Genomic DNA, 13,866 nt, shown 5'->3' with positions numbered 1-13,866 from the left:
TTCCGCCGGGCTTTCGGGACTGCGGAAAAAGACGAGGCGGGTTGCGGACAATCTCCGCAACCGGCCTCTCAGTTTTTCGAAATCCTGTCGCGCGTTTCGCTCGAAATGCACGATCTTGCGCAAGATCGGCTCAGCCTGGCGTCAGTCCGCGCAGCCGCTCGGAACGCCGCCGCAGCAGCTCCAGCACCGTCAGCAGTGCGATCGAAATCGCCACCATCAGCGAGGCGACGGCCAGGATCGTTGGCGAGATCTGCTCGCGCAGTCCCGTAAACATCTGCCAGGGAAGGGTTTTCTGACCGGCCGAGCCCAGGAACAGAACCACCACCACTTCGTCGAACGAGGTGATGAAGGCGAAGAGCGCGCCCGAGACGACGCCGGGAATGATCAGCGGCATCTGCACCTTGAAGAAGGTGGTCACCGGGTTGGCGCCAAGGCTCGCCGCCGCCCGGGTCAGACTTCGGTCGAAGCCGACGAGCGTCGCCGTCACCGTGATGATGACGAAGGGCGTGCCGAGGGCGGCGTGGGCAAGCACCACGCCGATGTAGGTTCCCTGCAGTCCGATGCGCGAATAGAAGAAATACATGCCCGCCGCCGAGATGATCAGCGGCACGATCATCGGCGAGATCAGCACCGCCATGATCGCCGAGCGGAAGGGCACATGACTCTGCGACAGGCCGATGGCCGCCAGCGTGCCGAGGCCGGTCGCCAGCAGCGTCGCCACCGGCGCGATCGACAGCGAGTTCCACATCGCCTGCTGCCAGTCCGGGTTGGTGAAGAAGTCTTCGTAGTGCTTCAGCGAGTAACCCGCCGGGTCAAGCGCCAGCATCGCCTTGGTGAAGGTGAAGAAGTTCTCCGCGTTGAACGAAAGCGGCACGATCACCATGATCGGGAAGATCAGGAAAAAGAAGATCAGGCCGCAGATAACGCGGAAACTGTAGTACCAGGCGCGTTGGCCGGTAGAGGCATAGGCAGGAAGAGAGGACATTTTCTTCTTGGGCCTCCTCAGCCGAGCTTGACGTTATCGATGCCGACGATCTTGTCGTAGACATAGAAGAGCAGCATCACCGCGGCGAGCAGGATCACGCCCAGCGCCGCCGCCAGACCCCAGTTGAGCGAACTGGAAATGTGGTAGGCAATGCGGTTCGAGATGAAGATGCCGCTGGTTCCGCCCACCAGTTCCGGCGTGATGTAGTAGCCGATCGACAGGATGAAGACGAGGATCGCGCCGGCGCCGATGCCAGGCACGGTCTGCGGGAAATATACCCGCCAGAAAGCGGTCCAGTCGGTGGCCCCCAGGCTCTTGGCCGCGCGAACGTAGGTGGGCGAGATCGTCTTCATCACCGAGTAGAGCGGCAGGATCATGAAGGGCAGCAGGATGTGCGTCATCGCGATGATCGTGCCGGTCTGGTTGTTGATCATCACCAGCCGGTTGGCGTCGCTGATCAATCCGATCCAGACAAGGAAGTCGTTGATCACGCCCTGCTGCTGAAGCAGCACCTTCCAGGCTGACGTGCGGACCAGCAGCGATGTCCAGAATGGCAGAAGAACGAGGATCATCAACAGGTTGGCGGAGCGCGCGGGCAGCGACGACAGCAGGTAGGCGACCGGATAGCCGAGCAGCAGGCACGACAGCATGATGGACAGCGACAGGAACAGCGTGCGGGCGAAGAGGAAGAGGTAGATCCGCTCACTCTCGGGCTTCAGCTCGATGCCGTCGGCCGTCATCTGCATGTCGGCGGCGTTGAGGAAGTAGCCCGGCGTGATCCGCGGCGAGTAGCGCTTCAGCAGCGACCAGGTGGCGACATCGCCCCAGTCCTTGTCGATGTCGATGAACTGCTCCGCATAGGGCTTGTCCGCGTCCATGCGCTCGACGCGGCGGCCCGTCTTGCGGAACAGGCTCGACATGCCGGAGGCTTCGTAGTTGAGGCGCGAGCCAAGCCGTGTGTGCGTCTTTTCCTCGGTGGCGACCAGGAGGTCGTCACGCATGGCCTGGAAAACCGGTTCGCCGGGAATCTTGCCGGAGGCCGGATCCCAGGACGCGAGCGCCTTCACCGTCTTCGGCAAGGTGTCGGCGACGATGCCGTTTTCCACCGAGCGGAACAGCATGTCCGCGATCGGTGCGGCGAAGCTGACGAGAATGAACAGGAGCAACGGTGCGATCAGCATCAGCGAGCGCAGCTTCTCCCGCCTGAGCGCCTTGGCGAGGCTCACCTTGAGCGGGATCCCGTCGCGGGTCGTAAGCACCTGTGGTTCGGCCGATGTGTCGCTTGCCATTCCTGCCGTCTCTGCCTGCCGTCTTGGATCATGTGACCCCGTTTCCCGGGGCCGGGAGCGTGCGTGCCGGCCGGACGGAGGGGCCGGCGGCGGCGCGCGGGCAAGGTCATGTGAGACCCTCGTCCGCGCGCGGATCAAGAGCGGCGGGCCCCCGTGAGGGCACCCGCCGTCCTGTTGTCAGCCGATCAGCTGGCGAGCCAGGCCTGGAACTTGGCGTCCAGGTCGTCGCGATAATCCGCCCACCACTCGTAGTTGTAGAGGAAGGTGTTGGTCGCGTTGGCCGGGTCGGTCGGCATGTGCGGCGCCATCTCGATGCCGAGCTCGGCGTGCTTGCCGACGAGCGGGGCCGACGACTTGCGGGCCGGACCGTAGGAGATGTACTTCGCCTGGTCGGCAAGGCGCTGTGTGTCGGTCGCGAACTTCAGGAAGTCCATGACCATCTGCTTGCGGTCGTCCGGCAGGCCGGCGGGAACGATCCAGCCGTCAAGGTCGAACACCTGGGCGTCCCAGAGCATCTTGACCGGCTGCTTCTGCTCCTCGATCACGGAGAACAGGCGGCCGTTGTAGGTGGAGCCCATCACGACCTCGCCATCGGCGAGAAGCTGGGGCGTCTCGGCGCCAGCCGACCACCACACGACCTGATCCTTGATCGTGCCGAGCTTGGCGAGCGCGCGGCTCACGCCGTCTTCGGTCTCCAGCACGTCATAGACGTCTTCCTTGGCGACGCCGTCGCACAGGAGGGCCCATTCCATGTTGTTGATCGGACGCTTCTCGAGCGAGCGCTTGCCGGGGAAGTTCTCGAGATCGAAGACGTCGCAGATGCTGGTCGGCTCCTTGCCGTTCCAGGCGGCGACGTCGGTGCGGTAGCCGAAGGTCGTCGAGTAGACGATCTGCGGAATGAAGCAGTCGGAAACGAGCAGGTCGCCGAAGTCTTCGCTAGCCGGCGTGCCGTCGGGCGCATTGGCCAGGACCTTGTCCGGATCGATCTCCATGGCGAGACCTTCATCGCACAGGCGGATGGCATCGGAGGCCACCACGTCGACGAGATCCCAGGTGACGTTGCCCGCCTCGTTCATGGCGCGCAGCTTGGCGACCGCCTCGTTGGAGGACTCGTCCCAGATGAAGTTGATGTCGGGGTGCGCCTTGGCGTAGGGCTCGACATAGGCCTTCAGCTGCGAGTTCTGGTAGGCGCCGCCCCAGGAGACGACGGTGAAGTCTTTGGCGCTGGCGCCGGCCGTCAGGAGCAGGGTGGCAACGCCCGCGAAAAGGGCTTTCTTGAAGATCATGGAGTTTTTCTCCTCGCTTTCAGAGTGTTCGCCCGGGTCCACCCGGGAACAGGGCGGCGGTCGCACAAGGGACCGCCGCAAGCTTGCGGCACGGGCCGGGCGCGGGTTGAGCCGCGCCGGGTCCGGCCGAAGTCGTCAGGCAACCGGGTCGAGCGCCTTGCAATCGTTCGCCGCCCAGCCGATCTCGACCATCTGGCCGGCCTTGAGATCGCGCTTCTCGCCGCGGTTTCGGACCTTGACCACAAAGTCCTTGTTGTCGGCGACGGTCATGCGGACGCGGATGTGATCGCCGAGATAGATCATCTCCTCGATCCGGCCCTTGACCAGATTGTCCATCTGCTCGTGGGTGTCGAACTCGACGCGCTCGGGACGCAGCGAGATGGTGGTGCGCGACCCCACGCCGCCGATGTTGACCGCCTCGGCCTTCAACTGCGTGCCGTCGTCGAGCTGCACATCGCAGGAGTGCCCCTCGATCGCCGTTACCGTGCCGGAGAGCTTGTTGTTCTCGCCGATGAACTGCGCCACGAAGGAGTTCTGCGGGTTCTCGTAAAGCTCGTCCGGCTGCGAGAGCTGCTGGATGACGCCGTCGTTGAACACCGCGACCCGGTCCGACATCGTCAGCGCCTCGGTCTGGTCGTGCGTGACATAGACGATCGAGACGCCGATGCTCTCGTGGATGTGCTTGATCTCGTACTGCATCTGCTCGCGCAGCTGCTTGTCGAGCGCACCCAGTGGTTCATCCATCAGGACGAGTTCCGGCTCGAACACCAGCGCACGGGCAACGGCGACGCGCTGCTGCTGGCCGCCCGAAAGCTGCGCCGGCCGGCGTGATCCGAAGGCGCCAAGCTCGACCATCTCGAGTGCGCGCTTGACCTTCTCTTCCTGCTCGGCGCGGTTCATGCCGCGAACCTGAAGCGGGAACGCCAGGTTCTCCGCGACCGTCATATGCGGGAAAAGCGCGTAGTTCTGGAAGACCATGCCGATCCCGCGCTTGTGCGGCGGGACGTTGTTGATCGGGCTGTCGTTCAGGAAGATCTCGCCGTGGGTCGCCGGCTCGAAGCCCGCAAGCATCATCAGGCAGGTGGTCTTTCCTGAACCGGAAGGGCCGAGCATGGTGAGGAACTCGCCCGGGGGCATGTCAAGGTTCAGATTTTTGACGACGAGCGTCTCGCCGTCATAGCTCTTCTGGACGTTCTCGTAACGGACGGATGCGCCCCGTGCTTCTGTCATCTGCACCCCTAAAACAAATTGACACAAAGGGGCAGGCATTCGCTCCAGCTTCTGGAGCGATTGACGCATGTCCCCCTCTGCGAACTCTTTTGGTTCGCTTTATTACCCTGTCGGTGGACTTAGATAAGCAAAATATGAATCACATGGAAAGGGGGTATTCGAAAAAAATATAGGAAAGTCATGCCGAATGGCCTGATTCCGCACCCGGAATCCCTGCCGTTTTCACGGGTCGATTTGCCATCAATTCGGCCTCTTCACGCTTTTTTGCGCGAAGAGGCTCGTCTAATCTTGATGATATATAGATTACGCTGCGTTGGAATGAAGCGTTCTACACATTGCTGTCGGGAAATTCTGATTTGCGTCTCGACATGAATGCAATGAGTGCTTCGTCTATCGAAGTATCGAGCGGGGGTGCTTCATAGGACGCAAGCATCTGTTTCCACTTGCGATTCGCCCGCCAGGCGGCGTCAAGACCGCCGTCGGCGCTCCATTGTTCGAAGGAGTTGTTGTCGGCGATCTCGGACCGGAAGAAGGCGCTCTCGAAATTGCGTTGCGTATGTGCCGCGCCGAGGAAGTGACCGCCCGGTCCGACCTCGGCAAGCGCATCCATCGCCTGCGCTTCGTCCGAAAGATCGATTCCTTTCGCCAGCACATGCATCATTCCGAGCTGGTCGGCGTCCATGACGAATTTCTCGTAGGACGAGCACAGGCCGCCCTCGAGCCAGCCGGCAGCGTGCAGGCAGAAATTCACGCCGGACATCAGCGTCGCCAGAATGGTCTGCGCCGACTCCTGCGCCGACTGTGCATCTGGCGTCTTGGAGGCGGTGAAGGAGCCTCCGGAGCGGAATGGAAGCCCCGAGCGTCGCGCCAGCTTGGCGGCGCCGTTGAGCAGCAGGCTGCCCTCCGGCGAGCCGAAGGTGGGGGCGCCCGACTGCATGGAGATCGAGGAGACGAAAGCACCGAAGACCACCGGCGCGCCGGGGCGCACAAGCTGTGTCAGCGCGCATCCCGCCAGTGCCTCGGCCAGCACCTGCGACAGGGTCCCGGCCACCGTGACCGGGCTCATCGCGCCTGCGAGAATGAAGGGCGAGACGATGCAGGCCTGGTTGGCGGCCGCATAGACCTTGAGCGCGCCGAGCATGGTCGCGTCGAAGACCAGCGGCGAATTGGCGTTGATGAGCTGGATCATCACGCAATTCTGGTCGACGAACTCCTTGCCGAAGACGATTTCGGCCATGGCGACGGAATCGCGCGCCCGCTCGGGGGCGGTGACCGAGCCCATGAACGGCTTGTCGGAATACTTCAGATGCGCATGGACCATGTCGAAATGCCGCTTGTTGACCGGCAGGTCGACAGGCTCGCAGACCGTTCCGCCCGAATGATGCAGATACGGGGACGCGTAGGTCAGCTTTACGAAATTGCGGAAATCCTCGATCGTGCCGTAGCGTCGGCCGCGGTCCAGATCCGTGACAAAGGGCGGGCCGTAGACCGGCGCGAAGACGGTGTTGTTGCCGCCGATCTCCACCGAACGGGCCGGGTTGCGCGCGTGCTGGGTGAACTGCGCCGGGGCGGTCTTCAGCAACGCGCGCAGCATGCCCCGGGGAAACCGCACCCGCTCGCCGGAGACATCGGCGCCCGCCTTGCGCCAGATCTCCAGCGTTTCGGGATCGTCGCGAAACTCCAGGCCGATTTCCTCAAGCAGACGGTCGGCGTTGGCCTCGATCAGCTCCGCCCCTTCGTCGCTCAGGATGTCGTAGACCGGGATGTTGCGCGTGATGTAGGGCACGGAGCCCGCCTTTTGCGATCCGCGGCGTTTCTCGGTGCGTGCCGCCCGGCCTCGGCGCGACGTGCGGGTGTCCTCATGTTCGCTCATGCCCTGCAAGTCCTTTGTCGTCACTGCGCTGTCGCCGTGCCGTGCCGCCCGGCAGACCTGCAGGGCACGGCACGGAGTGCGTCCGCGTCACTGTGCGCCGAGGCATGCAGCCTCTGCGGCGCGAAAGCGGCGTCGGATTCTCTAAAAGCGTCATGGCAGCGGCGAGGGCAGGTGCGCGCGGCGCGCCAGGGTTACTGGGCGCGGCAGCCAAGCTGCGAGGAGTCGCAGTCTTCCTGGTTCATGATCACGGAGACGAGCGGATACTTGAAGTCGTCATTGTCCTCGTCATTGGCGGCGTCGATGATCGAAGCCGTGACGAAACCGACGAGGCCGTTGCTGGCACCGGCGCGGTAAATCGCCTTGCGCGTTTCGTTTTCCGCCCCGGCATTGGCAAAGCCCGTTTTGTAGCCGGGCGCGTTGCAACGCACGGAGACCGGGCGCGAGGCGTAGCCGTAGTTGGGCACCTTGACCTGCGCCGGCGTGCGGAATTTTGCCGAGTAGCCGTCGCTTTCGAGGGTGCAGTCGGCGCCGGTCATCTCTTCCTTGATGCCCGTGCCGCTGTCCTTGTGCAGCGTGTAGCGATAGCTGCGCACGGTGACGAACTCCGTGCCGCGAAGCTTGGGAATGTTCTGTCCCTGTGCACGTGCCTCCGCCAGCACGTCGCCATGCGCGGCGGTCGGGTTCGTTGGCTGGTAGTTGACGCTCATGGCAATCGGCTTGGCAGTCTGGCAGGCGGCAAGCCCGGCCATCGACGCGATCAGGACAGTTCGGCGCAGCAACATTCTTCTCGTCTCCCTCAACCCAAAATTGCCGATAGTGAAGATCAAACAGCCTGTCAACAGCGGGGGGCACCAATGCCAGCTCGCCGGAGCCGGCATTTTGGTGCGCCCGTGTCGTCGCGGTGATGTCACCATGACGCAATCAGGCCACTGGACGGTCTGTTCTGTGGCGATACTGACCGGCGAGGGGGCGGTCCGCCGCGCCGTGTCCATGCGAGAAAGGTGAAAGATGTCAGCGTTTCCGGAAAGGGCACAGATCGTTATCGTCGGCCTGGGCGGTATTGTCGGCGCGTCGATCGCGCACCATCTCATCGAACGCGGCTGGACCGACGTCGTGGGCATCGACAAGTCTGGCATTCCCACCGACATCGGCTCGACGGCGCATGCCTCCGACTTCTGCTACACGACCAGCCACGACTACCTGTCCGTCTGGACGACGCAGTACTCGATCGACTTCTTCGAGAAGATGGGCCACTACGCCCGCGTCGGCGGCCTCGAGGTGGCGCGTACCGGCGACGATGCCTGGATGGAGGAGATCCGGCGCAAGGTCACATCCGGCAAGGCATTCGGCACCAATGTCCGTCACGTCACGCCCGCCGAGATCAAGGCACTCTTTCCGCTGATCGAGGAGGATCAGGTTCAGGGCGGCATGTTCGACCCCGACGCGGGCCTCGTCATCCCGCGCTCGCAGACGGTGGCCGGCAAGCTCGTCGATGAGGCCGAGAAGACCGGCAAGCTCAAGTCCTTCGCCAACACGCCGGCGCAATCGCTGGTGGTGGAAGACGGGCGCATCAGCGGCGTCGTTACCCATCGCGGCACGATCCGTGCAGATCATGTGATCATCTGCGCCGGCCTGTGGGGCCGCCTCATCGCCGAAATGGTCGGCGAGGACCTGCCGGTGATGCCGGTCGACCATCCGTTGACCTTCTTCGGCCCCTTCAACGCGTTCGAGGGCACCGGCAAGGACATCGGTTATCCGCTCCTGCGCGACCAGGGCAACTCCGCCTACATGCGCGACACCGGCGATCCGAAGACCGCCGAGGGCGGCCAGATCGAATGGGGCTACTACGAGCCGAACCATCCGCGCATGTGCCATCCGCGCGACCTGCAGGAGAAGCACGAGGCCCGCCTTTCGCCATCGCAGCGCGATCTCGAGATGGAGCAGATCATCGAGCCGCTCGAGCGCGCCATGGAGCTGACGCCCATCCTCGGCGAGCTAGGCTACAACGAAGGCCATTCCTTCAACGGATTGCTGCAGGTTTCCGCCGCCGGGGGCGCGTCCTGCGGTGAATCGCAGAAGGTCCGCGGGCTGTGGTACTGCATCGCCATCTGGGTGAAGGACGGCCCCGGCTACGGCAAGCTCATTGCCGACTGGATCACCGACGGCCGCACCGAGATCGATCATGCCTCGATCGACTATGCGCGCTTCTATCCGCATCAGCTGAGCGAAGGGTTCATCGAGGGGCGCTGCTACGAGGCGGCCCAGAAGATCTATTTCCCCGCCATACACCCGCGCGAACCCTATGCCACGGGCCGCAACATCAAGCGCTCGCCCTTCCACGCGCGCGAGGTCGAGCTTGGCGGACACTTCATGGAGCTCGGCGGCTGGGAGCGCGCCCACGGCTACGCCGCCAACGAGCCCTTGCTCGAAAAATACGGCGACCGCGTGCCGATGCGCGAGAACGAGTGGGACAGCCGCCATTTCTGGCGCGTGTCGAACGCCGAACATCTGGCGATGAGCGAGGACTGCGGCCTCATCAACCTGTCGCACTTCTACATGTTCGAGGTCGAGGGGCCGGACCATGTCGCGCTGATGGAGTGGCTCTGCGCGGCCAGGATCGGCGGCGACGGCAACATCGGCAAGGGCATCTACACCCATTTCCTCGATGACGAGGGGATGGTCCGTGCCGACCTGACGGTGTTCCGCATGGCCGACCGCTGCCGCGTCATCGACGGTGCCGACGCCGGCCCGCGCGACTACCACTATGTCAAGCGCGTCGCCCGGGACAAGGGCTTCGACGTCACGGTCACCGACGTCAGCGAGGCGTTCATCACCATCGGCATCTGGGGGCCGAACGCGCGCGCGAACCTGAAGCAGGCCGTCTCCGATCCCGATGCGCTCGATCCGGAAAACTTCCCCTTCGCGGCGCTCCGGCAGATCGAGATCGCCGGCAGGAAGGTCATGGCCCTGCGGCTCTCATATGTAGGCGAGCAGGGCTGGGAGCTGCACATGGCCTATGAGGACGGGCTTGCCGTCTGGGACGCGCTGCGCGCGCTCGGCGTCACGGCCGTCGGGGTCGAGACCTACGCGAACTCGCGGCGCCTGGAAAAATCCCTGCGTCTGCAGAACGCCGATCTTCTAACCCAGTACAACCTCTATGAGGCGGATCTCGCCCGCCCGAAGGTCAAGGAGGCGGATTTCCGCGGCAAGGCGAGGCACCTGGAATACCGGGCGCGGGTGCACCAGCCGGCAATGCTGTGCACCCTGGTGATGACCGACAACGTCGATGCGAGTGGCACGGCGCGCTATCCGGTCGGCACGCTGCCGGTGATCGATCCCGAAACGGGAAAGACGCTGGTCGATGCGCTCGGCCGGCTTTCCTACACGACGTCCATCGCCTACGGCCCGACCATCGGCAAGAATATCGCGCTCGCCTACCTGCCGCACGAGCATGCCGAGGTCGGGCGCAAGCTGAATGTGGAGTATTTCTCGCAGACCTTCCCGGTCGAGGTGGCCGCCGTCGGCTACGCACCGCTTTACGATCCGCAGAACCTGAAACCGCGCAGTTGAGGGCACGGCGGGGATGGGGACCATGGGCGTGGCCCGGTGCATCTGCTGTCGTCCCGACTGGCAAGCCTCTCCGGCGTCACCCCGGGTCGCGCTGCGCCTGCCCGGGGGGACAGCAGAATGGGACGCCAGGGGCGTTGCAGGAACACGATGGTCCGCGGCGGTCCGCACCACCACGGCATACAGAAACACACGCCATGACGGCAACAAGGCAAGACGATGAGCAAGCTCGAAGAACTCCTCGCGCAAAATGGCACGCTGCTGGCCGACGGCGCGACCGGCACCAACCTGTTCGACATGGGCCTGACCTCCGGTGATCCGCCGGAGGAATGGAACGTCACCGAGCCGGACAAGATCCGCACCCTGCACCGCAAGTTCGTGGAAGCCGGCGCCGACATCATCCTCACCAACACCTTCGGCGCCAACCGCCACCGGCTGAAGCTGCACAAGCTGGAGGGCCGGGTGCACGAGCTGAACGCCGCCGCCGCCGGTCTGGCGCGCGACATCGCAGACAGCGCCGGACGCCCGGTGATCGTCGGCGGGTCCATCGGCCCGACGGGGGAATTGTTCGTGCCGCTCGGCGCGCTCACCCACGAAGACGCGGTCGCGGCTTTCACCGAGCAGGCACAAGGGCTGAAGGACGGTGGCGCGGATGTACTCTGGATCGAGACGATGTCGGCGGCGGAGGAAATGCGCGCCGCCGCCGAAGCGGCTGCATCCGTCGGCATGCCCTTCGTCGTGACGGCGAGCTTCGACACGGCCGGGCGCACCATGATGGGTCTCGGACCGGCCGCCCTCGGTGCCCTCACCGGCGACTTCGCCTGCACTCCCGTCGCCTATGGCTCCAATTGCGGCGTGGGCGCTTCCGACCTGCTTGCCGCGATCCTCGAGATCACCGCGGCCTACCCGCAGGCAGTCGTCGTCGCCAAGGCCAATTGCGGCATTCCGGTCATTCGCGGCGATGAGGTGGTCTATACCGGCACGCCGGAGCTGATGGGGGACTATGCGCGGCTTGCGGTCGACGCGGGCGCGCGCATCATCGGCGGCTGCTGCGGCACCTCCTACACCCACCTTGCCGCCATGCGCGCGGCGCTCGACGTGCACGAAAAGGGCGCGCGCCCGAGCGTGGCGGAAATCGTCGCCCGCCTCGGCCCGCTCGTCTCCCCGCCGGCGGCTCTTCAGCCGGTGGGCGAAGAGGGGGACGGCGGCAGCCGGAGAAGGCGGCGGAGAAGCTAGGATAGTTTTCTCTATATTTCTCGCAACCAGAGCGCGATAATGCAACGTTTCGTGGCGGGGTTCACCGAAGACTGGGTGATACACGCAAACTGTTCTGGGGGAGCTGCGGTGGGGTGGAGAGGAACGATGCGGTCGCTGGCCGCGGCCGCGCGAGCAGCCGAACGCGAGTCCATGCGTCGGCAAAAGGAACGGCACAAGCAGCGGGTTTTTTCCGATGCAGTTTCGGCGGTTGAGGATTGGGAAGATCTTATTGAGCGCCTAACCAGTGTTCATGTGTTTGAGCGATCCACGGTTGACTGGCAGCGACTTGCGACCTTGCCGCCTCCCGTCGAACCCGTTTTCTCGAACGAGCATTTGGATCGTGCGGAGAACGCACTCAGAGTATTCAGGCCTCGATTTTATCATTTCTTCAAAGGGGGCTCGAAACGTCTGCAGGCAAGACTGGTCTCGAATTTCGAGGTTGCGGCACAGGTGGATCAAGAGGCTTATGAACAAGCACTTCAGAAATATTCGAAGGATTTGGCCGATTGGCAAGTCGAAAATGATTTTGCCAAGATGGCAGTATCTGGTGAAGTCGAGACACTGAAAAAAATTCTCGAGGAGCTTACGTCACTCACTCGGATTGAATTTCTAGGAGAGCAAATTGAGTATAATATAAATACAGGTTTTATTCAAGCGAATCTGTATGTTAACGATAAGGATGTGGTTCCAAATTTTCGGCGTAAAGTCCTATCGAGTGGGCGACTTTCGGAAAGTCGTATGCCGGATGCGCAACGTAATGAAATATATCAAGATCATGTTTGTGGTGCTGCGTTAAGAGTTTCGGGTGAGTTGTTTTCGTCTGTTCCGGTTGATGAGATTTTAGTAAATTGCATGGCGCAAGCCGTAAACAAGTCAAACGGGCGCATGGAGCGTGTTCCTATTCTGTCTGTCCACTTTGTTCGCGAAACGTTTTGCAGTCTTAAAATGGATACGCTTGATCCTTCAGAGGCCATGCAGAATTTTCGGCATGTGATGGCCTTTTCACGCTCGAAGGGCTTTTCCACCATCACTCCTCTGGAAGTATAAATCTGACAATGTTGCCTCTTTTCGATGAGGCCGTCGCCGAGCGTGCAGGTCCGCGTCTGCTATCGCGGGCGCGCTGGTCCGGGGGCCAAGAGCGGGAGCGCTTGTGTTCTGGCAGCCGGAGAAGGCGGCGGAGAAGCTAGACGGCTCTGAGCACCGTCTCCATCAATTCTTCCACCGGCCGACTTCCGTCGACGCGCAGCACGGGGGTGGATTGCTGTGCGAGCCAGGCTTCGTGGCGGGCGCGGTTGCGGCCTGAAAACTCCGGCTCATCGTAGCGCGAGGCCCAGTCGGCGAAGGCGGTGTGGATCTCGTGCATGTCACCGCCGGGGCGGATGCGTTCGCCGTGGCGTTGACGTTCGCGCTCCATCAGGCGGGCCATGCGGACCGGTGTCGGCGTGGTGACGAAGACGATGAGGCCGGCCGTCTCGATCAGCGGATCGCCCCAGCCGTCGAAGGAGCCGGTCAGCACCCAGTCTCCCGCGCCGAGCGCCCCGGCAATCAGCGGAATGCGCTCAAGTGGCGGACGTTTGCGGGAATAGGGCGGGTCGGTCGGCAGCCAGTAGAAATCGTCGACATCGGCATGGGGGATGCCAAGACGCTGCGCGAGCCGCTGGCCGAGCGTGGTGACACCGGCGCAGGAGGCGCCGGTGATGTAGATGCGAATTGCGTCGGTCATGCCGGTTCAATAGCCAAATTGGCGGCGCGCTGCCAGAGCGTGGTGTCGGCCTCCTCAAAGGCTCTGCAGCCAGGGCAGAAAGCCATCGAGGAAGCGGGTCGTCGCGGGCATGAAGTGACTGCCGTGATGGTACATCGGATCGAGTGCGGTGACGATCATCGTACCGTTCGTCGTTACCTTGTCCTCATAGAGAACGGAGCCTTTTCCGGCGACGTCGATCAGGCTGGTCGCGCCCTCGGGTACGTCGAAATGGCCATGGTGATGCCAGGTCGCATCGGTCAGGGTGATATGTCCGAAGAGCGGATGATCGGGCGCAACCGCTTCGAGGCCGAGGCTCCCACCTTCCTTCCACCACCAGAAGTTCGTTGGCGTATCGTGCCAGACGACGCCAGGAAGCCAGGACGGCTGGCCGGTCGAGCCCATGGCGATGATGGTGCCGCCGCCGGCGAGGTAGTCGGCGATCTGCTCCCGACAGGGGATGAGCTGGGAGGGGTCCGTGCGGCAGGACACCAGCACCAGCTCGCGCGTCGAGAGGTCGATGCGGGCAAGGTCGCGAATGTAGACGACCTCGTCGAACCGCTCGCGGTAGCGCGGTTCGTGGATCGTGCGATGATGGTAGTAGGTTCCGCTGTCGAGAACCGTGATCCTGGCCATAT

11 protein-coding genes are annotated in these 13,866 nt (G+C 63.3%); 3 read left to right on the top strand and 8 right to left on the bottom strand.

Annotated features, from left to right (window positions below; translation table 11 throughout):
• Window positions 1–130 precede the first annotated feature (130 nt).
• The 6 genes from ACN0WF_RS16555 to ACN0WF_RS16530 all read right to left on the bottom strand — a co-directional run bounded on the left by ACN0WF_RS16555 (window position 131) and on the right by ACN0WF_RS16530 (window position 7,445).
• Window positions 131–985 carry an ABC transporter permease gene (locus ACN0WF_RS16555; RefSeq protein ID WP_417773887.1) on the bottom strand — a complete coding sequence of 285 codons (855 nt, stop codon included), beginning with the start codon at window positions 983–985 and terminating at the stop codon, window positions 131–133.
• 17 nt (window positions 986–1,002) lie between these two features.
• The gene (locus ACN0WF_RS16550) at window positions 1,003–2,274 is read right to left on the bottom strand and encodes an ABC transporter permease (protein WP_417773886.1); all 1,272 of its coding nucleotides are present in this window, start codon (window positions 2,272–2,274) and stop codon (window positions 1,003–1,005) included.
• Between the two features lie 185 nt (window positions 2,275–2,459).
• Window positions 2,460–3,560: an extracellular solute-binding protein gene (locus ACN0WF_RS16545; RefSeq protein WP_417773885.1), complete on the bottom strand. Its 1,101-nt coding sequence runs from the start codon at window positions 3,558–3,560 to the stop codon at window positions 2,460–2,462.
• 135 nt (window positions 3,561–3,695) lie between these two features.
• Window positions 3,696–4,790 (bottom strand): ABC transporter ATP-binding protein, encoded by a 1,095-nt coding sequence (locus ACN0WF_RS16540; RefSeq protein WP_417773884.1) that lies wholly within the window; start codon window positions 4,788–4,790, stop codon window positions 3,696–3,698.
• Between the two features lie 328 nt (window positions 4,791–5,118).
• On the bottom strand, window positions 5,119–6,663 hold the full coding sequence (locus ACN0WF_RS16535; protein ID WP_417773883.1) for a trimethylamine methyltransferase family protein: 1,545 nt from the start codon (window positions 6,661–6,663) through the stop codon (window positions 5,119–5,121).
• Between the two features lie 191 nt (window positions 6,664–6,854).
• Window positions 6,855–7,445 (bottom strand): hypothetical protein, encoded by a 591-nt coding sequence (locus tag ACN0WF_RS16530; protein ID WP_417773882.1) that lies wholly within the window; start codon window positions 7,443–7,445, stop codon window positions 6,855–6,857.
• Window positions 7,446–7,671: 226 nt separating this feature from the next.
• On the opposite strand from ACN0WF_RS16530, the gene ACN0WF_RS16525 reads away from it, so the two are divergent.
• The 3 genes from ACN0WF_RS16525 to ACN0WF_RS16515 all read left to right on the top strand — a co-directional run bounded on the left by ACN0WF_RS16525 (window position 7,672) and on the right by ACN0WF_RS16515 (window position 12,534).
• On the top strand, window positions 7,672–10,233 hold the full coding sequence (locus tag ACN0WF_RS16525; RefSeq protein WP_417773881.1) for a GcvT family protein: 2,562 nt from the start codon (window positions 7,672–7,674) through the stop codon (window positions 10,231–10,233).
• 216 nt (window positions 10,234–10,449) lie between these two features.
• Entirely contained in the window at window positions 10,450–11,466 is a 1,017-nt protein-coding gene (gene bmt / locus ACN0WF_RS16520; protein ID WP_417773880.1) for a betaine--homocysteine S-methyltransferase, read from the top strand.
• A gap of 126 nt (window positions 11,467–11,592) precedes the next feature.
• Window positions 11,593–12,534 carry a hypothetical protein gene (locus ACN0WF_RS16515; protein ID WP_417773879.1) on the top strand — a complete coding sequence of 314 codons (942 nt, stop codon included), beginning with the start codon at window positions 11,593–11,595 and terminating at the stop codon, window positions 12,532–12,534.
• 136 nt (window positions 12,535–12,670) lie between these two features.
• Here ACN0WF_RS16515 and ACN0WF_RS16510 read toward each other — a convergent pair whose 3' ends face one another.
• Complete coding sequence (locus tag ACN0WF_RS16510; protein WP_417773878.1) at window positions 12,671–13,210, bottom strand: adenylate kinase; 540 nt, start codon at window positions 13,208–13,210, stop codon at window positions 12,671–12,673.
• 54 nt (window positions 13,211–13,264) lie between these two features.
• The gene (locus ACN0WF_RS16505; RefSeq protein WP_417773877.1) at window positions 13,265–13,864 is read right to left on the bottom strand and encodes a hypothetical protein; all 600 of its coding nucleotides are present in this window, start codon (window positions 13,862–13,864) and stop codon (window positions 13,265–13,267) included.
• Between the last annotated feature and the right edge of the window lie 2 nt (window positions 13,865–13,866).

The sequence above is a fragment of the Stappia sp. genome (assembly GCF_048268045.1).
Classification (GTDB): Bacteria; Pseudomonadota; Alphaproteobacteria; order Rhizobiales; family Stappiaceae; genus Stappia.
Note: the sequence above shows the minus strand (reverse complement) of the source record. Positions and strands in the feature narration are given on the sequence as shown.

Excerpts from the sequence above, each read along its gene's own strand:
- ACN0WF_RS16555 (WP_417773887.1), bottom strand. The coding sequence starts at position 985 with ATGTCCTCTCTTCCTGCCTATGCCTCTACCGGCCAACGCGCCTGGTAC.
- ACN0WF_RS16550 (WP_417773886.1), bottom strand. The coding sequence starts at position 2,274 with ATGGCAAGCGACACATCGGCCGAACCACAGGTGCTTACGACCCGCGAC.
- ACN0WF_RS16545 (WP_417773885.1), bottom strand. The coding sequence starts at position 3,560 with ATGATCTTCAAGAAAGCCCTTTTCGCGGGCGTTGCCACCCTGCTCCTG.
- ACN0WF_RS16540 (WP_417773884.1), bottom strand. The coding sequence starts at position 4,790 with ATGACAGAAGCACGGGGCGCATCCGTCCGTTACGAGAACGTCCAGAAG.
- ACN0WF_RS16535 (WP_417773883.1), bottom strand. The coding sequence starts at position 6,663 with ATGAGCGAACATGAGGACACCCGCACGTCGCGCCGAGGCCGGGCGGCA.
- ACN0WF_RS16530 (WP_417773882.1), bottom strand. The coding sequence starts at position 7,445 with ATGTTGCTGCGCCGAACTGTCCTGATCGCGTCGATGGCCGGGCTTGCC.
- ACN0WF_RS16525 (WP_417773881.1), top strand. The coding sequence starts at position 7,672 with ATGTCAGCGTTTCCGGAAAGGGCACAGATCGTTATCGTCGGCCTGGGC.
- bmt (WP_417773880.1), top strand. The coding sequence starts at position 10,450 with ATGAGCAAGCTCGAAGAACTCCTCGCGCAAAATGGCACGCTGCTGGCC.
- ACN0WF_RS16515 (WP_417773879.1), top strand. The coding sequence starts at position 11,593 with ATGCGGTCGCTGGCCGCGGCCGCGCGAGCAGCCGAACGCGAGTCCATG.
- ACN0WF_RS16510 (WP_417773878.1), bottom strand. The coding sequence starts at position 13,210 with ATGACCGACGCAATTCGCATCTACATCACCGGCGCCTCCTGCGCCGGT.
- ACN0WF_RS16505 (WP_417773877.1), bottom strand. The coding sequence starts at position 13,864 with ATGGCCAGGATCACGGTTCTCGACAGCGGAACCTACTACCATCATCGC.